Origin of the sequence: Paraburkholderia sp. FT54 (assembly GCF_031585635.1) — a bacterium.
Taxonomy (GTDB): domain Bacteria; phylum Pseudomonadota; class Gammaproteobacteria; order Burkholderiales; family Burkholderiaceae; genus Paraburkholderia.
Genome location: NZ_CP134196.1, coordinates 1,265,069 through 1,286,341, shown reverse-complemented (window position 1 = coordinate 1,286,341; position 21,273 = coordinate 1,265,069). Strand labels below are relative to the sequence as shown.

Here is a 21,273-nt window from a genome sequence, read left to right as displayed (position 1 = left end):
TACACCGTCAAAACACAGCGGGAATCACGCGAAACCGCATCTCGCTTCGATTAACGCGATAACGCTCGTCATCGGGCAACAGCTTCTTCTCGCGCAAGGTGGGTCCGACCTGCGAGGCGAGCAAGCCCACCACTGACAGCTACAGGGTGATGCAGTTCGGCTCCGCGTGCCAACGCCTGATCGCCACACAGGCGAAGAGACTGAACATGAGCGATTCACCACTCGCGCATTTCGCAGAGCGATCTTCGTCATGAAACTATTGCGGCGGCGTGGTTCTGTCCATACTCGCTTCGCCATCCGAATTATTATTCGAACCGGCCGTCTCCCAGCGCGGTCTGTCCCGCTCGCGAGGACGGCTTCAATGCTCCGGCCTGAGTTGCGGCGGCACGTTCGGCCGCGACGCAAACAGCCGGCCAAGCACGCCTTTGCGGCGCTCGGCGCTGGACGGCCACAGCATGTCAGCCAGCAGGCCGATGCCTTGCGCGAGCGTACTGTCTCTGGCGGAAGTGACCAGCGGCACGCCGCGGCTGAGCGCCTCGTTGGCCTGCTTTTCGTCGCGCGGAAGCTGATGCGCCACCCTCGCGCCGAGCGTCTGTTCGAGCTTCGACAGATTGATCTGGGCGTTCTTGTCGTAGTGATTCACCACCACCCGCACCTTGCTGGCCGGATAACCCAGTTCCCTGAAAATATCGAGCATGCGGCGGCCGCCGTGCAGGTAAAGCAGGTTCTGACGCACCACCATGCAGATCGCGTCGCTGCGATCGAGCGCGTGGATCGTCAACGGATTCAGGCTCTGCCCGACGTCGATCAGCACGGCGTCATAGCGCTCGCGCGCTAGCGCAAGAATGCTCTCCAACTGCGCGGGCAGCAATTCCGCGGCCTTGAGCGGATCGCCCGCGCCCGCCAGCACATCGAGATTTGCGTGGACCTGCATCACGCATGATTCGAGTAGTGCGGCGTCGAGGCGTTCTACCCGGGAGCAAAGATCGGCAAGCGTGGTCGGCGGCGGTTTGTCGGCCATGAGCAGGCTGGCGTCGCCGAATTGCTGGCTCAGGTCGATCAGCAGCACACGCCGGTTGCTCAGCGCGGCGAGCGAATACGCGAGATTCACGGCGATCAGCGTCGTGCCGCTGCCGCCCTTGCTGGAGGCAAGTGAGACGACACGGCCGGCATGGCGGCCAAGGGCGGTTTTCCGCGCGTCGGCCTGGATGAGAATGGTGGTGATCTCGTCGGCGTCGAGCGGCCACGACAGCACATGCCGCACGCCGACGCGCATCGCCACGCCCAGCACGGCGGTGGACGGCGCCGCCGTCATCAGCACGCAATGCAGCGCCGGCGTGCAGGCCAGCGCTTCCTCGACGCCGTCCAGGTCGCGCACGCTCAGATCGGCGTCGTCGACGATCAGCATATCCGCGCTTCGGATCGCGCGATCGTGCGCCCGCACTTGCCGGGCGGTGCCGTGAGCTGTGCGCAGCCGGTAAGTCACGCCGCTTGCCTCGATGCGAGCGACGATTTGTGGCGTGCGCTCCACGCTGGATGAAATCAGGAAGATGTCGATCATGTCGGCTCTCCGCCGGTCTGACGCCGTTCGGTTGGCGAGGCCGCCTCGATGGCGGTCAATGTTCTGGTTTTTCGTCGGAATCGAACGGGTGAAGGTCCGCGCCGCGCTCGTAGTTTCGTTCCCGCGCCACGGGCATCTCATACACCGAGTCGCGCAGCACCTCGCGTTGAATTTCCGCTTGCGCACGGCGTTTGATCGCGTCGGCGATCACCAGCGTCAGCAGATCGGCCGTCGGCGCGGCGAACAAGGCACGCGGCGCGGCGCTACGCCGTTGATAGGAGAGACCCGCTGACTGAGCGGAGATTGGACGATCCGACGGTGCAGCGCCGGCCGGCTTGATGATCTGTCTGGTCATGACGACCCCCGGAAGATGTGCCTTTTTAGACCCTGTCCAGGTGAGCCGTGTCCGCGAATTCGCGGACACGGCGCCCGGTCCACCTCGTAACCCGCGCCTCTCTATGGAGACTCCGGGCATTCCTCCCCGCTTCTTCGCGCCCGGTTGGTCCTCGACCGCGCGCTGCCCCGCCGCTGTTCTTTCGCTGTTTTCTTTGCTGTTGTTCGTATCGTTCGCTCGTCAATCCGTGAGCGCGGTACGTGTTTTTTTTACGCCCCTTCAAATCCGCCGAAAACAGACGGAAAAAGTGGCGAGGTCGACCTTTACCTCGTCCGGTCACGACGACAGGTACGTTGTACCGATCATTCCTTCCGTTGTTTTCTGACAGCCGTTTTTAGTGGTCCCCGCCGCACCCTCGCAAAGCGCATTGGCTTCCCCGGCCGCGCCTACGAAGTCTGTGTTTGCCGCCGGTCTCTTTTCACTCTGGCTTCCCCGACCTTCGGACCGGGCGGCAACGCATTCGCTGTGAAGTGCTTATTGCAACGGCCATGCCATGCGCCCTCAAACCCTTATGCCAGCGTGATCGTCGCTGCTCCGCGCCCTGTCCACACACTCTTCGCATCACGCGTTGATTCGAATTCGACACGCAGCAGGCCGCCCGCCGACGCGCCGCGGCAAGATGTACCTGGCCGTTTTCTCGCCCGGCAGTCCGCACGTCCCGCGTGTGGCCGAGGGTTGCGGCACATCCCGGTCAATTATGCCGATGCTTCGGAACCCTACCTGGTGTTCGCAGCGCCTTGCCCAATGTGTCGCAAGCCTGAGACAAGGCAAATCCCGAACTACAGTTCCGTTTCGTATTTGCCGTAAAGCGAATTGAAGCGCTGTGTGGGATGCCGCGCATAGCGGGACTTGACCGTCCATTTTTGAACCGCAAGAACAATGGGACGACATGAAAAACGTTTCTGAATCCAGGGTTGTTTGTATGGCGCTCTTAAGCGGTTTCGCTTATCGTTAAGCCCATGCGCCAACAAGAGCGCTTGTATCAGGCCAACGAGGTTAAGAACGGCTTGAGTGATTCGGGGAAAAGATCGTGTGACGGTTACAACGGTGAACACCGTTGCCGCCATCCGTCCGATATGTAGCACCTCGCGGCTCGCGCCGCCCGCTCCATGCCCCCCGAAATTGCCGCCACCATGAATCGTCCCCGCCGGGCTGCGAGCAGCAGAATCCCAAAGCGGTGGATCAATCCATGTGCGTGTCCGCGCAAGCGGACCGGCGGGCTCAGTTGGCCGGAAACCGGCGTCTTGCCGGTATGTCGGGTACGTCGCAGAACAGTCCTGAGAGCTGCATCGAACCGGGGGTAACATGAATACGACCTGCACGCCTGTCGACACGGAACGCACTGTTCTGTATGTGTCGAATTCACCGGATCAGAAGCTGGCCGCTTTTCTGGCGGCTTCTGGCTGGCAAGCGGTGCATGCCAAAAGCACGGCCGTCGCCGAACGTATGATCGAGCGCGGCAATATCAAGGTCGGCCTCGTCGAACTGCCGGGCGACTGCACTTCCCAACATCTGTCCGCGCTGGCGTCCTGCATGCGGCGCGTCGAAACCAACTGGGTCGCCCAGATCGCGCCGGGGCAGGCGGAGAACGAACTGGTCAGCCGCTTTATCCTCGACTATTGCTTCGACTTCGTGACCCGGCCGTGGCTCAACGAGCGGCTCGTGTTCGCGCTGGGCCACGCGCATGGTCTGTCGAGCCTGCGGCATGTGGAGGTCGCGCCGGAGCCGTCGCTCGGGCGGCACGGCATGGTCGGGCAATGCGAGGCGATGCAGCAGTTGTACCGGCGCATCGACAAATGCGGCGTGACGGACGCGCCGGTGTTCGTCGCCGGCGAATCCGGCACCGGCAAGGAACTGACCGCCAAGGCGATCCACGAACGTTCGCCGCGCGCCGGCCGCCCCTTCGTCGCGATCAATTGCGCGGCGATTCCGCCGAGCCTCCTGCAAGCCGAATTGTTCGGCCACGAACGCGGCGCCTTTACCGGCGCGCTCCAACGCAAGATCGGCCGGATCGAGAGCGCCCACGAAGGCACCCTCTTCCTCGACGAAATCGGCGACATGCCGCATGAATGCCAGGCAGTCCTGTTGCGCTTCCTGCAGGAAGGCACGATCGAACGGCTGGGCGGCAACGGCCCGATCAACGTCGATGCGCGCGTCATTTCGGCGACCCACGTCGATCTGGACAAGGCGGTCGAAGACGGGCGCTTCCGCTCCGACCTGTATCACCGCCTGTGCGTGCTGCGCCTGGTCGAGCCGCCATTGCGCGAGCGCGGCGGCGACATCAAGCTGCTCGCCAACTATGCACTGAGCATGTACAAACAGGACGGCGCGCGCAAGTTGCGTGGGCTGTCGAGCGACGCGATCGTCGCCATGTCGAACTATCCGTGGCCGGGCAACGTACGCGAGCTGATCAATTGCGTGCGCCGCGCCGTGGTGATGAGCGAAGGCCGCTTTATCACGGCCAGCGACCTCGGCCTGCCGGAAGCCGACAACGGCCCGGCCGTGACGCTGGCGGAAATCCGCAGCAAGGCCGAGAAAGATGCGATCGAACACGCTTTGCAACGGCATGGCTACAAGTTGTCCGAGGCGGCGGCGGAACTCGGCATTTCGCGGGCCACGCTGTATCGACTGATGCACGCCAACCGGCTGCACCAGGAGCCGGCGGCCGGACGCGCTTCAAACGCCGCCGGCGGCGCGGATAGCGACGGCGAGGCGGAGCGGCGGGCGCCTTCGCTGGTGTGAATGGGTAGGCTCGGCGTGGCGGTTGCCTCGTCGGGTTCTGTCGGGTCGGGTTTGGTCTGGGACTCGCCCGCCGGGGATGGCGAGCCGCGCACGCCTCCACTGCGCACATTTACCACTTCGCACACAGCCTGCTTGTTGCCCATCACGGCATGAAATGACGTGCGACGGCGTGTTAGCCGCGCCGCCCGCGTCCCACGTGCCTATCGCCGACGCGCCAGCGTTGCTATGCTGAAAGCCGTTCATCCATCCAGGAGCGGACTTGGCCGACCAGCACGCACCGGCGCTCGAGCGCCGTTCCTCGTCCGTCCTGCCCGCTCAGGCCAGCCCGTGCGACGCGCTCGCCATCCGCGCGCAACATCCCAGCCTCGTCCATCCGTGCCGACGTAAAAAACTCGCGCTGGCCGCGACCATCCTCGGCTCGAGCATGGCCTTCATCGACGGTTCCGTGGTCAACGTCGCCTTGCCGTCCATCCAGAGCGAACTGGGCGCGAGCGTGGCAGCGATGCAGTGGGTCGTCGACGCTTATCTGCTATTTCTCGGCGCGCTGGTGCTGGTGGGCGGCTCGCTCGGCGACAAGCTCGGCCGGCGCACGGTGTTCATCGCCGGAATCGGGCTGTTTACGCTGGCCTCGATCGGCTGCGGCCTTGCGCCGGGCGCCGCCGCCCTGATCGCGGCGCGCGCCGTGCAAGGCGTGGGCGCGGCGCTGCTGGTGCCGAGCAGCCTCGCGATCATCGGCGCGGTGTTCGACGACAAGGAGCGCGGTCAGGCGATCGGCACCTGGGCGGGCGTCGGCGCCATCACCTCGGCGCTCGGGCCGGTGGCGGGCGGCTGGCTCGTCGATGCGTTTTCGTGGCGGGCCATCTTCTTCCTGAACGTGCCGATTGCGTGCGCGACCATCGCGCTGGCCGTCATGGCCGTGCCGGATAGCCGGCAGGACGATGACGGGAATCCATCCGCCCTCGCCGTCGGGCCCGCCGGACATGCGACGGCCAGACTCGACTGGCCGGGGGCGGTCGCCGCCACCGCCGGACTCGCCGGCTTGACCTACGGCCTGACCCTCGCCTCGGCGCGCGGCTTCGGTGACCGCTGGGTGCTGGCGTCGATGCTCGGCGGCCTGCTCGTGCTGACCGCTTTCGTCGCGCTCGAAGCCCGAACCCGTAATCCGATGATGCCGCTCGACGTATTCCGTTCACGCGACTTCGTCGGCGCCAACCTCGTCACGCTGCTGCTCTACTTCGGGCTGGGCGGCGCGCTGTTCTTCCTGCCGTTCACGCTGATCCGCGCTTACGGTTACAGCGCAACTCAGGCGGGCGCGGCGTTGTTGCCGGTGCCGGTAACCATCGGCCTGCTGTCGCGCTTCACCGGCGGCCTGACGAGCCGCTATGGCGCGCGGGCCTTGCTGATCGCGGGGCCGGTCGTCGCCGCGGCAGGCTTCGCGATGCTCGCGCTGCCGTGGGTACGCGGCGAGTACTGGCGCGGATTTCTGCCCGCGCTGGCCGTGCTTGGGCTCGGCATGACGATTACCGTCGCGCCGCTGACGACGACGGTGATGACCTCCGTGTCCGCGGCCCGCACGGGCGTCGCCTCGGGCATCAATAACGCGGTCGCGCGGGTGGCGAGCCTGCTGGCGATCGCAGTGCTGGGGATCGTGTTCGTGTGGTCACACGACGCGGCGCTCGATGCGCGGCTCGATGCGCTGCATGTGCCACGGGCGGCGCGCGAGGCGGCCAGCCTGGCGCAAGTCGGCATGGATGCGGACGCTGGGCCGCCGGCCGCCGGGACCGGTGCGTCGGACGGGAAAGTGGGCGGAACGCGGGCGGCTGCGCAGACGCTGCGTGCCGAGCCGGAGGCCGAAGCCCTTGGCGCGGCATTGCGCGCGGTCGCGCTGGTATCGGCGCTGTGCGCGCTGGCCGGCGCGGTGCTGGCCGCCTTGACGATCCGCTCGCAACGGCCACTTTAGTCGCGCGGCGCCAGATTCACCGCGCGCGCACGGCCAAGCATCGATAGTTCAGACAGCAATGAAACATCGCCGACCACCGGTCGCCATACTGAAGTCATGGCGCTTCAGACCGCGCCCCTCAACCGACCGGGAGCTTGCACATGGCGATAACCTGCTTCATCCGCTATCAGATCGATCCTTTCCAGCGCGACGCCTTCGACGAATACGCCCGCAACTGGGGCCGCATCATTCCGCGCTGCGGCGGCCATCTGCTCGGCTATTTTCTGCCGCACGAAGGGACCAACGACATCGCGTGGGGTTTGATCGCGTTCGACAGCCTCGCGGCCTATGAAACGTATCGCGCGAGACTGCGCACCGATGCCGAAGCACGCGACAATTTCAGGCTGGCCCAAACGAAGCGCTTCATTCTGCGCGAGGAGCGCACCTTCACCGAAGTCGTGCCGGGCACTTTGGGCGTGCCACCAGTGCGCACGTCAGCGACGGAGTAGTTGCGAGGGGCTTGCGGCGGTGCGGGCAGAGGCACAGGCCGGGGAATTCCGGTGCGTCATCGCCGGCATGGGACAATACGGTGCTGTCCGACGGGCAGGTTTTTTGCTCCCGCAAGGTGCCGCTGCACGGGGCTCGCCGGCTTTCCGGCGCCTCGCGCCACGGCGGTTCGAGGAACTTGTACGGTCAAACCCGTGTCGGTTCATGTTCACATCGCCGAACCGGTCCCTACGTATCGGCACAGCCGTCCGCATCTGTCCCCGCTTTACACCCTATGCGCAAATTATTCCAAATCTGGTTTTTCGTTCTTCTCGCCTTCATCACCGCGCCGGTTTTCGCCGCAACCACACCGGCCACGCCCGCGTCGTCGGCCTCCCGCGTCGGCGTCACACTGACGCCCGAGCAGGCCCGCCAAGCCCTCGCCGTCCTCAACGATCCTACGCGCCGCGCGCAAGTCTCCGACACGCTGCAGGCCATCGCCGCCGCCGGCGCCCTCAGCGCGCCGCCCGCTTCCGCACCCGCGGCCGGCTCGGCGCCGGCTGCGGCGAGCGGCGCCAAGGCCATCGTGCCGGCGGCGTTCAAATCCAACGGCCTCGCCTCGCAACTGGCCCGGCAGGGCGCGCACTGGGCCGTCCACCTCGGCACGTCGCTTAGCAGTTCGGCCGCCGCGCTGCTCGATGTCGCGTCGGTCCGCGCCTGGTGGAACTGGCAATCGACCAACCCGCAAGCGCGCGCCGTGCTGGGCCACGTCGCGTGGTCGCTGCTGGCCGCGCTGCTGCCCGCGCTCGTGCTCGAATGGCTCGCGCGCCGCCTGTTGCGCCACGCCTACAGGGCGCTGGCCGCGCGCCGCGAACTGGCCGACGAAGACGACGCCGCGCAAGCCGACCTGCCCGTCGATGTCGTGCCTCGACCCGCCGACACGTCGAACGCCGCGCCGCCCCTGCCGGTATCGCCGCCCTCGCCGGTGACGGCGGCGCAGGCGCAAGCCGCAGTGGCGCCATCCGGCACCTCCGCTGCCACATCGGCCAAAGGCAAGGTCACCGAAGCCAAAGGCAAGCAGAACGCCAAACATCACTGGACGCTCCTGCGGCGCTTGCCGCGCGCGCTCCTGACCATGGTGCTGCGGCTGCTGCCGCTCGTGGTGTTCGTCGGCGCGGCGGGCGCGCTGATGTCGATCTTCACCGACGACGGCACGCCGCAAGACCACGCGCTCGATTCGCTGGTCGACATCTACGTGCTGTGCCGCGTGATCGTGATTGCCAGCGGTTTCTTCCTGCAGCCAGCCGCGCCGCGTCTGCGCCTGTTGCGCATGAGCGATGCGTGGGCCGCGTTCGTGCAGCGCTGGATGGTGCGGATCGTCAGCGTGGTGGGCGCGGGCTCCGCCGTCGCGGAGATCGCGCATTCGCTCGGCCTGAACGACGCGGCGCATCTCGCGCTGATGAAAGTGGTCGCGCTCGCCGGCCACATCATGATTTCGATCCTGCTGCTGCAATGCGCGAAACCGGTCGGCGATCTGATCCGCCAGCGCGTCGCCGCGCGCAAATCGCTGGAGATCGCCGGCAATATCTTCGCCGACGTGTGGGCGTGGGTCGCGGTGTTCGTGGTGATGGCGCTGTGGTTCATCTGGGCGCTCGACGTGCAGAACGGCTATCACGCGTTGCTGCATCTCGGCGGCATTTCGCTGGCGGTGCTGGTGGGCGCGCGGGTCGTGTCGATCGTGATATTCGGCGCGCTGGCCCGGCTCGCCAATGTGCAGGACGACGCGGCCAAATCGCTCGTGCATCAGCGCGCGTACCGCTATTACCCGCTCTTGCGCCGTGTGGTGGCGTGCATCATCGGCATCATGACTGCGCTCGCGCTGTTGCAGGTGTGGGGCGTGCATGTGGGCGACGTGTTCCGTACCGGCACGATCGGGCACCGGCTGGCGTCGGCAATCGTGACGATCGGCGTGGCGGCCGTGATCGCGTTGCTGGTGTGGGAAGGCGTCAATGTATCGGTCGAACACCGGCTGGACCGCTGGACCACCAGCGGCGACCTCGTGCGCGCCGCGCGCTTGCGCACCCTGCTGCCCATGCTGCGCAGCGCGCTCTTCTGCGCCATCGCGCTGGTGGTGGTGCTAACCGGTTTGAGTGAACTCGGCGTGAACATCGGGCCGCTGCTGGCGGGCGCAAGTATCTTCGGCGTGGCGCTCGGTTTCGGCTCGCAAAAGCTCGTGCAGGATTTCATCACAGGCATTTTCCTGCTGATGGAAAACGCGATGCAGGTCGGCGACTGGGTTACGCTCGCGGGCGTCTCCGGCACCGTCGAATATCTGTCGATCCGCACGGTGCGGCTGCGCGGCGGCGACGGTTCGCTCTACACCGTGCCGTTCAGCTCGGTGGCGACGGTAAACAACACCAACCGCGGCATCGGCAATGCGGCGGTGAAGGTCAACATCGTATTCGGCCAGGACGTCGATCTCGCGATCGACACGCTGAAGGAGATCGGCGCCGCCTTGCGCGAGGACGACAAGTTCAAGGACGGCATTCTGTCGGACTTCAGCTTCTGGGGCGTCGATGCACTGGACGGCTCGGCCATCACGCTGACCGGCCAGATTCAGTGCCGCGACAGCGCGCGCTGGGGCGTGCAACGCGAATTCAACCGGCGCATTCTCGACCAGTTCCGCGAGCGCGGCATCGAGATCGCGAACCCGCAGCGTAATCTCTTGACGTGGGACCCGGAAAGCGCGCCGGCGAAGATCGAAGCGGATGGCATGCCCGAGGACGCGCTCAAAGGCGCACCGAAGGACGAACCACCCGCCGCTGCGCCTTCGTCCGCCGCGGCCCGGCAGACCGACGCGCCGGTGGAGGACCAGTTGCCCGTCGACCCTAAGCCGGCAGGCGGCCCCGGAACGCCAGCAAATCCCGGCTCAACCTCTCCGCATGAGTGAAGTAAAAGCCGTGACCGGCACCTTCGTAGATATGCAGTGACGCGCCGGGTATCAGCGCCGCGGTGGGCCGCCCGGTCAACTCCAGCGGCGCCGACGCGTCACGGTCGCCATGCAGGATCAGCGACGGCACCTCGATCTTCGCCAGTTCCGCGCGGAAATCGGTGATGGTCTGCACGCGGGCCAGCTCGAGCATCGCCTGATGCGAGGTTTGCAGCATCATGCGGATCGTCCAGTCGAGCGGCGCGCGCGACACGCCTGGCCCGAAGTACGGCGCCGCATTCGCCTCGATCCAGTCGGGAAAGGAACGGCTCAGCGCGAGGCGGCCCTGCTCGAATAGAGCGGCGTCGATGCCGTTCGGGTTGTCGTCGGTTTTCAGCAGGTACGGGGTGGCCGCGGGCGCGACGAACGCGAGCCGCGCCACACGCGCCGAACCGTAACGCGTCAGATAACGCACCGCTTCGCCGCTCGCAATCGAATGGGCGACCAGCGTGACACCGGTCAGATCGAGCGCGCTCAAGACGCTTTCCAGATCGTCGGCGAGCGTGTCGAAGTCGTAGCCGCGGCCCGGATCGCTCGAACGGCCATGCCCGCGCCGGTCGTACGCGATGCAGCGGCAATCGAGGCGCGACAGCGGTTCCATCTGATACGCCCACATGTCGGAGTTCAGCGTCCAGCCCGAGAGGAACATCAGCGGCGCGCCCCGCCCCCAGTCGCGGTAGAAAAGACGCGTGTTGTCGGCGGTGCGGATGGTGTTCGGTTCATCGGCGAGATACGGTGCGGTCGCGTTCACGGAAGCCTCCTTTGTCGAAGTGGAAATCGTGATGCCGTGCCGCCACTGTGCCGCTCGGCGGCAGGCAGGTCGATTACCCGCGAGGTAAAGAGGCGCGCTTATGAAGCGCCGTTATGCGCCGCTACTGCACGTCCCACCAGCGCGGCAGCAAACGCCGCACTTCCGGCCGCCGGTACCGATCGTCGATCAGATGCACCACGCCCTGATCCTGCTCCGTGCGGATCACGCGTCCGGCCGCCTGCACCACTTTCTGCAGCCCCGGATACAGATACATGTAGTCGTAGCCGTTGCCGAACCTCACCTCCATCGTGCGACGCATCTGTTCGTTGATCTCGTTCATCTGTGGCAAACCGAGCGTGGCGATGAACGCGCCGATCAGTTGCTGGCCGACGAGGTCGACACCTTCCGAAAACGCGCCACCCAGCACCGCGAAGCCCACCCCCTGGCTCGTGGTCCGAAAGCGTGCGAGAAAAGCATCGCGCGCCGCTTCGTCCATGCCGGGTTCCTGCGCCCAGACCGGCAAGTGCGGATGCCGTTCGCGCATCAGCGCGACCACGCGCTGCAAATACTCGAAGCTGCTCAGAAAACCCAGATAGTTGCCCGGCTGCGCCGCGTATTGCCTGGCGATCAGATCGACGATCGGAATCAGCGAACGCTCGCGGTCGCGCCAACGCGTCGATACGTTGCCGGCCACGCGCACCTGCAACTGTTCGGCGCGAAACGGCCCTTCCACGTCGAGCCATTGAGTGTGTTCGGGCAGCCCCAGCGTGTCGCGATAGAAGTGATGCGGGTTGAGCGTGCCCGAGAACATCACCGTGGTGCGCGCGGCCGTGTAGCGCGGCGCGAGAAACGGCGCCGGAATCACGTTGCGCACGCAGAGCGTCGCATTCGTCTTGTCGCGCGGCGCGTAACGATCTGTGGTGAGCGTCAGGTCGAAAATCGAATGCTCGCCGAACTGCTCAGCCAGCGCGACGAAATGCATCGCGTCGAAGAAAAAACGCAGCGACGCTTCGTCGATGGAAAGCGGCGCCTCCGCCAGTTGATCCGTGACGGCACCGATCAGATTCTGCGCGGCCGAGAGCAGTTTGCCGGGGACCTCGGCGTAGACCTGATAGGTCGCGCTCTGCGCGCGTTTGACGGCGTTCCACTCGCGCTGCAGCCGTTCAAGCGGCTTGCGCAAGGCAGCCGGCGCCGTCTTGCGCGCGAGCCGGAACGCCACCTGATCGAGCGACGCGGTGTACATGCGGCGGGCACGGTCGAGCAGATTGTGCGCCTCGTCCACCAGCACGCCCACGCGCCACTGGTTGATCTGCGTGAGCGTATACAGCATGGCGCTGCTGTCGTAGTAGTAGTTGTAATCGCCGACCACCACGTCGGCCCAGCGCGCCAGTTCCTGCGCCAGATAGTATGGGCAGACGTCGTGGGCGAGCGCCGCTTCACGCACCGCCGCGCGGTCGAGGCGCGGACCCGCCAGCGCCGCGCCGCGGGCCGCGTCGAGCCGGTCGTAGAAGCCGCGTGCGAGCGGACAGGATTCGCCGTTGCAGGCTTTGTCGGGATGCTCGCAGGCTTTGTCGCGCGCGACCAGTTCGAGAGTTCTCAACGGCAAACGCGTGTCGACTTGATGCAGCGTTTCGATCGCGTCCAGTGCCAACGCGCGGCCCGGCGTCTTGGCGGTCAGAAAGAACACCCGGTCGATCTGCTCCGACGCACATGCCTTGAGCAACGGGAAAATCGTCGCAAGCGTCTTGCCGATGCCGGTCGGCGCCTGCGCCATCAAAGGCTTGCCGTCACGCGCCGCGCGATACACCGACACCGCCAGCTCGCGCTGTCCGCTGCGAAACTGCCCATGCGGAAACTGCAATACGCCGAGCGCCGCGTTGCGCGCGGCGCGATGCGCTTCTTCCTGCACGGCCCAATCGAGAAAGCGCTCGCATTGCTCGACGAAGAAAATCTCCAGGTCACGCGCGGTGTGGGTTTGCGTGAGCAGCACTTCTTTCTGAGTGCCGATATCGAAGTACACCAGCGCCACCGTCAGCTCCGTGAGCCCGCTCGCGCGGCACAGCAGATGACCGTACACGAGCGCCTGTGCCCAATGCAGCGTGCGGTGATTGGCCGGCATGCGTTCGAGATCGCCGCGATGCGTCTTGACCTCTTCCAGCCGGTTCGCAACGGGGTCGTAGCCGTCGGCGCGGCCGCGCACGGTCAGGCCGCGGTGCGTGCCCGTCAGCGCGATTTCGGTTTCGTAGCCACTCGCGCGCCGCCCGGCAACTGTCACGTGGCCCGCCATGCCTTCGAGCGAGGTCGGCGCCGGCGTGAAGCGCAGATCGAGGTCGCCGCGCCTCGCGGTGAACTCGCACATCGCCCGCACGGCGACCACGTAGGTCATGCGGAGGCCTCGGTAGTGGTATCGATGGTGGCCTTGGCGGCCACTTCGGCCGTGGCCATGGCGGTGACTTCGGTTGTGACCTCGGCGGCGCCTTCAGCCGCACTGCCGCTTTCCGCGATCGCGTCATCGTCGGCCCAGCGCACGTCGAGCACGCGTACCGGCATGCCGTGCTGCGCGCAATACGCAAGCCAGCGAATCTGATTGTCCTGCAAGCGGTCGCCTGGGCCTTTCACTTCGATCAACTCATAGCGGCGCTCCGCCGGCCAGAAGCGAATCAGATCCGGCAAACCGGAACGATTGCCGCGAATATCGCGCAGCAAACGCTCGAACCATAGTTTCAGATGCGCGGCGGGCAGACAGTCGAGCGCCAGCGCGACCAGTTCCGGCGTGAGCAGCCCCCAGAATACGAACGGCGATTGCAGCCCTGCCTTGCCATGCAGATGCCGCAAAATCGTCTCGCGATAGCCGCCGCTATCAAGTTGTTCGAGACACGCGGCGAACTGTCTTGCTCTGCGCGCATGAAAATCCGGCGCGTGCAAATCCGCCGGACCGCGCTGGAACGGATGGAAAAACGCGCCCGGCAACGCCGCGAAAACCGGCTCCCAGCACAACAGCCCGAACAGCGAGTTGATCAGCGCGTTCTCGACGTAATGCACCGGTGCGGCCTCGCACGTCAGATGATCGCGGGCGACGTATTCGACCGGCATCGGCGCGTTCGGCCGCGGCAGCACCAACGTGCTGCGTTCGACCGGCCGCGCCGCCGCCATACGCGCCACCCGCTCGCCGCGCTTGCGCTGCAAACGCGGCAGCATGCGCGCAAGGCGTTGCGCCTCTTCTTCGCTTTCCGGCGCGGCGGCGGCTTGCGTGGCCAACGCGTAGGCATCGTCGAAACGCTCGCTGCGTTCGAGCACGCGCATGCGCCGATGACGCGCGCCGGGCCACGCGCAACGCTCATAAACGGCGAGCGCGGCCGCCCAGTTCTGCCGGCGCTCGCACAGGTAACCGATACGGAACAGCAGTTTCGCGCGCCGCGTTTCGAGCCAGGGGTTCGCGGTTTCGATGGCGTTGACCGCGGCGACCAGTTCCTCGATCGCCGCCGCTTCCGTCTCGCCGCCGGGCAGCCATTCGAGCCCTTCACGGCACGCATGCAAGGCGAGATAAACGTCGACGTCCGCGCGCTGCTGGAACGCGCGCGACGAAGGCGCGAACGCCACTTTCTCGTACTGGAACACACCGAGATCGGCGAGCACGAACTCGGACCACTCCTGCTGCAAATTGCCGAAGAACATCAAACGCAGACGTTCGCAAAGCGGCGCGATCGCCACGTGCAAGACGCGGTCTTCAGTTCGACCGTGCCATGCCGAAAACGGGCGCGCCGTGGCGCCTTCTTCGTCGCTTTCGCTGGCATGGAACGGGCGCAGTGTTTCCAGCAGATCTGGTTTGCGCAGGTTCCTCGCGCCCGGAATCAACGCGATGGCATCCGCGAAGATCTCCATCAACTCGGCTCGCGTGGTGAGCGCGAACAGCTCGTCGAGCGTCAGCCCCGGTTCGGTGTCGACCCAGCCGAGCGCCGCGATCGGCGCGGCCGCCTGCAACGGGCAGCCGATCTCGTCGTAAGACAGGCGGGTCGCGCGAAACAGCGTGCCTTTGCGCATCAGCATGCGCACCAGCAACGCGCGCGAAGACTGCGGCAACGCGGCGAACTCGCGCAGGAACGCGTGTTCCTGCGCGTCGAACAGGTCGTCGTAGCGCTGCGCGAGCCACGCGAGAGCGCGCTCGAAATTCAGCAGATAGTAGAGAGCGTAGGGGGAAACGGGTGTTGCCACGGCACTTTCATGAAACCTGTATGTTTATACAGTGATAATAGCAAAGTCCGTGGAACCCTCAGACGCGCGCCATCAACTCGCCGCCAGCCACACCACCGTCAACGACCGCACGCCCTGCGCGCCGCGAATCAGCACGCCTTCGATATCCGCCGTTGCCGAAGGGCCGGTGACGAGCGCCGCATAACGGGCGTCGCGGAAATCATCGCGCCGGTACACGTCCTGCAAGCCGTCGATCAATTGCGCCGGGTCGAGCAGCACGACCAGATGCTGCACGATGTAGCCGAGCGCATTGACCACATACTCGCGCTCGCTGAACCACACCGAGCCGGTTTCGGCGACGCCGAAGCGCGCCCGCACCACGCCGACGTCGATGTCCTGCAACGAGGCCGGTTCCGTGTCGGCGCTGAGCGGACGCGTGCCCGGCACTTCCGCGCTCGCCGAAGCCACCGATGCCTCAGCGCCGAAGCGCTCGCGAATCAGGCCGCTCACCTTGTCCGCGGACGTGGCTTCCACGCAGGTGCCGCCCATCGCCTGCAACGCCGCCGTGAAGCGCGCGCGCAGATCGCCGCCCGCCGAGTTGAACAGAGGCACGTCGGGCCGCGGCCGCGCCGGCGGCTGTGCCTGCCGCACCTTTTCCAGAAAAGCCTCACGCGTTGCCATTGTCGTCTCCGCGATTCTTCTTGTACCAGGCGTGGAAGGTCAGCTTCGGCGCCTCCGGCAACTCGCGTTGCTTGCCCCAGATGTTGAGCGGGTTATACAGCACGAAATTCGGCAGACGCCGCAACGCGCTGCCCATCGACGACACCGTCGCGCGATACAAGGTCGGACTCGCCAGCAAGCGCCCCGCCATTTTCAGCACTTCCTGCTTCACGAACGGCACTTCGTGGCGCTCGGCGATCACCGTGCGCCATTTGTAGATCTGCTCGTGAATATTGATCTTCACCGGACACACGTTGGTGCAACTGCCGTTGAGCGTCGACGCGAACGGCAGCGCGCTATAACGCTTCAGATCGAAGGTCGGATTGATGATCGCGCCGATCGGCCCCGAGTACGTGCCGCCATACGACAGCCCGCCGCTGCGCCGGTACACCGGACACGTATTCATGCAGGCGCCGCAGCGAATGCATTTGAGCGAGTACCAGAAGTCCTCCATCGCAAGCCGCTCCGAGCGGCCATGATCGACGAGAATGAAGTGCATCTCCGTGCCCGGACGCGGCGCGCGGAAATGCGAGGTGTACTGCGTGATCGGCGAGCCGAGTGCGCTGCGCGACAACATGCGAATGAACACGCCGAGGTCCGACACCTTCGGAATCAACTTCTCGATTCCGATCGACGCGATATGCAAAGGCGGCACATTCGCCGACAGATCCGCATTGCCTTCGTTCGTACACACCACGACCGTGCCGGTCTCCGCCACCGCGAAATTGCAGCCGGTCATGCCGGCCGTTTTCTCGCGCACGAAGTAGGGCCGCGTGTTCATCCGCTGGCTTTCCGCGAGGTAGTGGATGTCGCTGTTCTTCGGATCGGTGCCGATGGTACGGCCGAACAGCTCGGCGACGTCGGCGCGCAGCTTGTGGACTGCCGGCACCACCATGTGGCTCGGATCCTGATGATCGAGTTGCTGGATGCGTTCGCCCAGATCCGTTTCCATCACCGTGATGCCGCGCGGTTCGAGATACTCGCGCATCTTGCATTCGTCGGTGAGCATCGACTTGCTTTTGACGAGCGTGGTCATGCCGCGCTCCGACATGATCTTGTGCACGAGCGCGTTGTGCTCTTCGGCGGTGGCGGCCCAATGCACCGTCACGCCGTTCGCCTCGGCCGCCGCCGCAAACTGTTCGAGATACTGCGAGAGGTTCGACAGCGTGTGCTCCTTGATCCCCGATGCGAGTTCACGCATCGTCTCCCACTCGGCAATGCCGTGCGCCTGCGCATCGCGCTTCTCACGCAAGTCCCATAGACGCTTGTCGTGAAACGCCACGTGCTCCGTCTTGCTGATGAAAGCGCCCGCCGCTTTCGCGTGATCGATCCGGTTGCTCATGCGCGTGCTCCATTGAGGACCTGCGCGATATGAATGAAGCGCGCGTCGGCTTTCATGCGTTCCGCGCAGCCTTGCTGGTGCATGAGGCACGACATGTCGCCCGAGACAATGTATTCGGCGCCCGCGTTCAGATGATCGCGCACCTTGTCCTGTCCCATGCGCACCGACACTGGCTCTTCGGTGACGGAGAACGTGCCGCCGAAACCGCAGCATTCGTCGGGCCGCGCCGGCTTGACGAACTCGATGCCCTTCACGCCTTCGAGCAAGGTACGCGGCTTCGAAAACGGCGTGCCCGCCACTTCGGAAATCGAAGCTTCCTTCAGATGCCGCAAGGCGCTGCAGCTGTTGTGCAAGCCCACGCGATGCGGAAACTCGGCCCAGGGAAATTCACGCGCGCCGACCACGTCGTGCAGAAACTCGACGAGTTCGTAAGCGTTCGCGCGGACCTTCTTCACTTCGTCGGTTTGCTCCAGCGCGGTCAAATGCTCGCGCACGTGATGGATGCAGCTCGCCGACGGTCCGACGATGTAGTCATAGCCGGCAAAATTGCGCGCGAACACACGCTCGGCGCCGGCGGCCTCGGCATGCGCGCCGCTGTTGGCCATCGGTTGGCCGCAGCAGGTTTGCTCCTGCGGATAGTCGACCTCGATGCCGAAGCGTTCGAGCAATTCGAGCGTGGCGATGCCCACTTCGGGGTAGAACGCGTCGATGAAGCACGGGATGAACAGGGCGACTTTCATAAGCTCTTTGAAAAGAAGCGCAACTGTGTTGCATGGGACAGGAGTAACGCGCTAAAACACGAACCCCAGTCGATAGCGGCAGCCGGCGATTCATCCAGGTGCCCGGATTCTGCAGCAGTAGTCATGCTGCGACGTTGCAGCAAATTATACCGTTCAAAGGAACACGCCGAATCCGCCTGTGAGGCAGGCCCCGGCCGCCGCGCGAGTTCTTCGGAACCCGCTAGCGCGCCCCCGCCGCATAGAAGCTCGCCAGATCGTGCTTGAGCGTATGCAAAGCCGCATCGTCGAGATAGATCATGTGACCAGTTGGATAGTAGGCGATTCGCACATTGGCGCGCAGCGGTCCATCCACGCCCAGATGCGCGAGTGCATACTCGGTCGCGTAGAACGGCGTGGCCAGATCGAAATAGCCATTCACCGACATCACGCGCAAGCGCGGATTCTGCCGCATCGCTTCGGCCAGATCGCCAGCCGCGTATGGCACGGACAGATGCTCGCCCCACCATTCGCGATGCTTCCAGTCCCACTGCGTCAATGCTTCGTCGTTGAAGACGCGGTAGCGGTCGGCCGGCGTGAAGTGCAGGTCCTGAGCGAAATGCTGATGGAGCGCCGCATCGAAAGCACTCGATACGCTGCTCACCGAGGCGTCGTAATCGGGACGTTCTGACACGCTATTGAAGTCGATCCCTTCGAAGCGCGCATCGTAACGGCCGACGCTGCGCGCCTGATCGCGCAGCAACTCACTGCGATAACGCGACGGGTAGAGACGCAGGCGGCTGCGCTTCACATACGCGACGTCGAGGCCGGTGAACTGCGCGACGCGCGCGGCAATCGCGTCGCGCTCGGCGTCCGGCAGCGCGTCGCCTTGCGCGAGCGCCTGCGCATACGGCCCGCGTGCGAACGCGCGCGCTTCGTCGAGAAAGGCCGGCAGACTGACCGGCTTCGGCACGATCTTGTCGTGATACCAGGCGATGGCCGCGAAGCTTGGCAGATAGCTTTCGCTTTTGAAATCCGAGCCCGCCGAAAACGCGGCGGAATCGAGCACTGACGACATCAGGATCACGCCGTTGAGCGCGATATTGTTCTGCCCCAACTGATACGCGAGCATCGCGGCGCGCGCGGTCCCATACGATTCGCCGAGCAGGTACTTCGGCGAATTCCAGCGCTGGTTCACCGTCAGATAGCGGTCGATGAATTGCGAGAACGCGCCGAGATCCTTGTCGACGCCCCAAAAGTCTTTACCCGTGCCATGACCGACGACTCTCGACAAGCCCGCGCCGACGGCGTCGATGAATACCAGGTCGGTGGAATCGAGCAGGCTGTCGGGATTGTCGGCGAGCGTGTACGGCGCGGGCGGCGTGATGTCGGGACTCGCGGTGCGCACGCGCTTCGGCCCGAACGAGCCGATCATCAGGAAGACGCTGCCGGCGCCCGGGCCGCCGTTGAAGAGAAACGTGACCGGCCGCGTCTGTGGCGTTTTGCTGGCGACGGTGTAGGCGACGTAGAACACGCTCGCGTTCGCCTGCCCTGTCCTGTCGCGCAACAGCAGGTTGCCGGCAGTGGCCGTGTAGTCGAGCTTGCGGCCATCGAGCCGGATGGAATGCTGCGTCACCGATGAGCTTTCCTGCGGCACGGGGACGCCCGCCGACTCCGGTTTCGCGTTGCGCTGGGCCGTGCTGCCCGACGCTTCGTTCGGCACGCCCGCAGCCGGGCGCAGCTGGCGAGCGGAGCGTGCCGTGGCCGCGTGCGAATCGTCGGGCGGTTGGCCGTTTGTCTCCGCGCGTTGATTGGGCGCGCCGCTCACGACGCGCGGTGCGTCCGGCGCCGACGCCTCGGTTTCCGCGCTTGCGGCGGCCTCCGGCGAATCGTCGAGTTCAGTTGCCGCGCACATCGTGCTGAACATGGCGAGCGCGAGGAGCACGAGCGTCATCGCCACGAGAGCGGCCGCCATCGATCCCGCCATCAGTGATTGGCGCAACCAGAAGCTGAAGCGAAGGCCCATGGGGTTCCCGACTGTGAGTCGATATGCGCCGATGTCCGGAAGGTCCACGCTTAAGACGAACCCGGCGCTCGATTTTTGACGCAAGCTTTTGCGGCGTCAATCGAAAACTGGCGAGGACGCGCATTCCTCCCACGACGCATCGCTGCGTTACGCGAATCGAAAAACAAACGAAACGTTAGCGAAAGGCTCAACGAGGCGGCAATGCAGCGACGAATGCGGCGATCCGCTCGCAGGCGTCGATCAGGCGCGCTTCGTCGACGACAAAACCGAGCCGCACGAAGCCATTCGCCGTCTCGCCGAACGCGCTCGCGTCGAGCAGCGACACGCCCTGCGCGCGAAACAGCTGCCAGGTGAAGTCGACCGTATCGAGACCCGTGCCGCTCACATCCACCATCATGAACATGCCTGCCTCGGGCAACAGGCACCGCAAGCCAGGCACACGATGCAAACGCTCGAACACCACGTCGCGCCGGCGGCGATAGATCTCACGCATCTCGGCGGCGATCCGCGCCTTGTGCTGCAAAGCCGTCAATGCGGCCTGCTGGATGAAACCGGGCAAGCCGTAGAGCATCGCAAGCGCGAGCCGCCCCATATGCTCGATCAGCGCCGTGGGCCCGATCGCCCAGCCCACGCGCCAACCCGCCATGGCATGCGACTTCGACAGGCTGCCGAGCGTCACGGTGCGCTCGGCCATGCCGGGCAGCGCGGCGATGCTCACATGCTCGCGCTCGAAAGTCAGCTCGGCGTAGACCTCGTCGGACAGCACCCACAGATCGTGCCGGCACGCGAGCCGCGCGATACGCTCGAGATCGGCGCGCTGCATGACCACGCCGGTCGGATTGCACGGGGTCGCGAAGAAAATCGCCCTGGTACGCGAGGTCACGGCCGCTTCGAGCGCATCGCAATCGATGTGAAACGCCCGCGCCCGATCCACCGGCACGGTCACAAGCGTGGCGCCGGCCGCGCGCACGCAAGCTTCATAGGTCAGATACATGGGCTCGGGGACGATCACTTCATCGCCCGCTTCCAGCAGACACAGCGATGCAGCGAACACGCCGTTCTGCGCGCCCGCGGTCAGGATCACGTTGGCCGCGCTCGCGGCACAGCCGGTCATGCGCGTATGTTCCGCGGCAATCGCCGCGCGCAACGGCTCGCGGCCCGACACGGCGCTGTAGTGCGTATCGCCGCCGCGCAAAGCCTCGATTGCACGCTCGACGATCGGCGCGGGCGTGGCGAAGTCAGGGTCGCCCACGCTCAGCACGATGACGTCTTCACCCTTGGCCTCCGCCTGTTGCGCGACACGGTGGATCTCCCACGCGGAGGTGCGCCGGCCCTGCAAGCGTTCGACCAGATTCGAGTACTTCATTGAGCCCACCCCGTTTCCCATGGACCCGCCAATTTAAAGGGCCGCGCGCG

Annotated in this window: 14 protein-coding genes; 4 read left to right on the top strand and 10 right to left on the bottom strand. The window is 65.4% G+C overall.

All coding sequences use genetic code 11. The annotated features are described in order from the left end of the window. Window positions 1-358 precede the first annotated feature (358 nt). Together RI103_RS25350 and RI103_RS25345 are read right to left on the bottom strand one after the other, a co-directional pair. The gene (locus tag RI103_RS25350; protein WP_310818372.1) at window positions 359-1,561 is read right to left on the bottom strand and encodes an AAA family ATPase; all 1,203 of its coding nucleotides are present in this window, start codon (window positions 1,559-1,561) and stop codon (window positions 359-361) included. A 55-nt stretch (window positions 1,562-1,616) separates the two neighbouring features. Further along, window positions 1,617-1,916: a hypothetical protein gene (locus RI103_RS25345; RefSeq protein ID WP_310818371.1), complete on the bottom strand. Its 300-nt coding sequence runs from the start codon at window positions 1,914-1,916 to the stop codon at window positions 1,617-1,619. A 1,344-nt stretch (window positions 1,917-3,260) separates the two neighbouring features. On the opposite strand from RI103_RS25345, the gene RI103_RS25340 reads away from it, so the two are divergent. The 4 genes from RI103_RS25340 to RI103_RS25325 all read left to right on the top strand — a co-directional run bounded on the left by RI103_RS25340 (window position 3,261) and on the right by RI103_RS25325 (window position 10,072). After that, on the top strand, window positions 3,261-4,697 hold the full coding sequence (locus RI103_RS25340) for a sigma-54 dependent transcriptional regulator (RefSeq protein ID WP_310818370.1): 1,437 nt from the start codon (window positions 3,261-3,263) through the stop codon (window positions 4,695-4,697). 259 nt (window positions 4,698-4,956) lie between these two features. Next, window positions 4,957-6,657 carry an MFS transporter gene (locus tag RI103_RS25335; RefSeq protein WP_310818369.1) on the top strand — a complete coding sequence of 567 codons (1,701 nt, stop codon included), beginning with the start codon at window positions 4,957-4,959 and terminating at the stop codon, window positions 6,655-6,657. Between the two features lie 140 nt (window positions 6,658-6,797). Continuing rightward, entirely contained in the window at window positions 6,798-7,145 is a 348-nt protein-coding gene (locus RI103_RS25330; RefSeq protein ID WP_310818368.1) for an NIPSNAP family protein, read from the top strand. Between the two features lie 272 nt (window positions 7,146-7,417). Then, on the top strand, window positions 7,418-10,072 hold the full coding sequence (locus tag RI103_RS25325; protein ID WP_310818367.1) for a mechanosensitive ion channel domain-containing protein: 2,655 nt from the start codon (window positions 7,418-7,420) through the stop codon (window positions 10,070-10,072). Here the strand turns inward: RI103_RS25325 and RI103_RS25320 are convergent. The 8 genes from RI103_RS25320 to RI103_RS25285 form a co-directional block, all read right to left on the bottom strand. Next, window positions 10,011-10,862: an alpha/beta hydrolase gene (locus tag RI103_RS25320; RefSeq protein ID WP_310818366.1), complete on the bottom strand. Its 852-nt coding sequence runs from the start codon at window positions 10,860-10,862 to the stop codon at window positions 10,011-10,013. The genes RI103_RS25325 and RI103_RS25320 overlap by 62 nt on opposite strands. A 121-nt stretch (window positions 10,863-10,983) precedes the next feature. Continuing rightward, window positions 10,984-13,248 carry an ATP-dependent DNA helicase gene (locus RI103_RS25315; protein ID WP_310818365.1) on the bottom strand — a complete coding sequence of 755 codons (2,265 nt, stop codon included), beginning with the start codon at window positions 13,246-13,248 and terminating at the stop codon, window positions 10,984-10,986. Further along, window positions 13,245-15,074 carry a VRR-NUC domain-containing protein gene (locus tag RI103_RS25310; protein WP_310818364.1) on the bottom strand — a complete coding sequence of 610 codons (1,830 nt, stop codon included), beginning with the start codon at window positions 15,072-15,074 and terminating at the stop codon, window positions 13,245-13,247. Before RI103_RS25310 ends, RI103_RS25315 begins: the two co-directional genes overlap by 4 nt. 72 nt (window positions 15,075-15,146) lie before the next feature. Continuing rightward, window positions 15,147-15,734 (bottom strand): LUD domain-containing protein, encoded by a 588-nt coding sequence (locus RI103_RS25305; protein ID WP_310818363.1) that lies wholly within the window; start codon window positions 15,732-15,734, stop codon window positions 15,147-15,149. Continuing rightward, entirely contained in the window at window positions 15,721-17,115 is a 1,395-nt protein-coding gene (locus tag RI103_RS25300) for a lactate utilization protein B (protein ID WP_310818362.1), read from the bottom strand. The genes RI103_RS25305 and RI103_RS25300 overlap by 14 nt, the downstream gene beginning before the upstream one ends. Continuing rightward, window positions 17,112-17,855, bottom strand: coding sequence for a (Fe-S)-binding protein (locus RI103_RS25295; RefSeq protein ID WP_011492097.1), 744 nt, complete (start codon window positions 17,853-17,855; stop codon window positions 17,112-17,114). The genes RI103_RS25300 and RI103_RS25295 overlap by 4 nt, the downstream gene beginning before the upstream one ends. A 220-nt stretch (window positions 17,856-18,075) precedes the next feature. Continuing rightward, the gene (locus tag RI103_RS25290) at window positions 18,076-19,857 is read right to left on the bottom strand and encodes a S10 family serine carboxypeptidase-like protein (protein ID WP_310818361.1); all 1,782 of its coding nucleotides are present in this window, start codon (window positions 19,855-19,857) and stop codon (window positions 18,076-18,078) included. Window positions 19,858-20,044: 187 nt separating this feature from the next. Next, a complete protein-coding gene (locus RI103_RS25285; RefSeq protein ID WP_310818360.1) occupies window positions 20,045-21,223 on the bottom strand; it encodes an aminotransferase class I/II-fold pyridoxal phosphate-dependent enzyme in 1,179 nt (392 codons plus the stop codon). Between the last annotated feature and the right edge of the window lie 50 nt (window positions 21,224-21,273).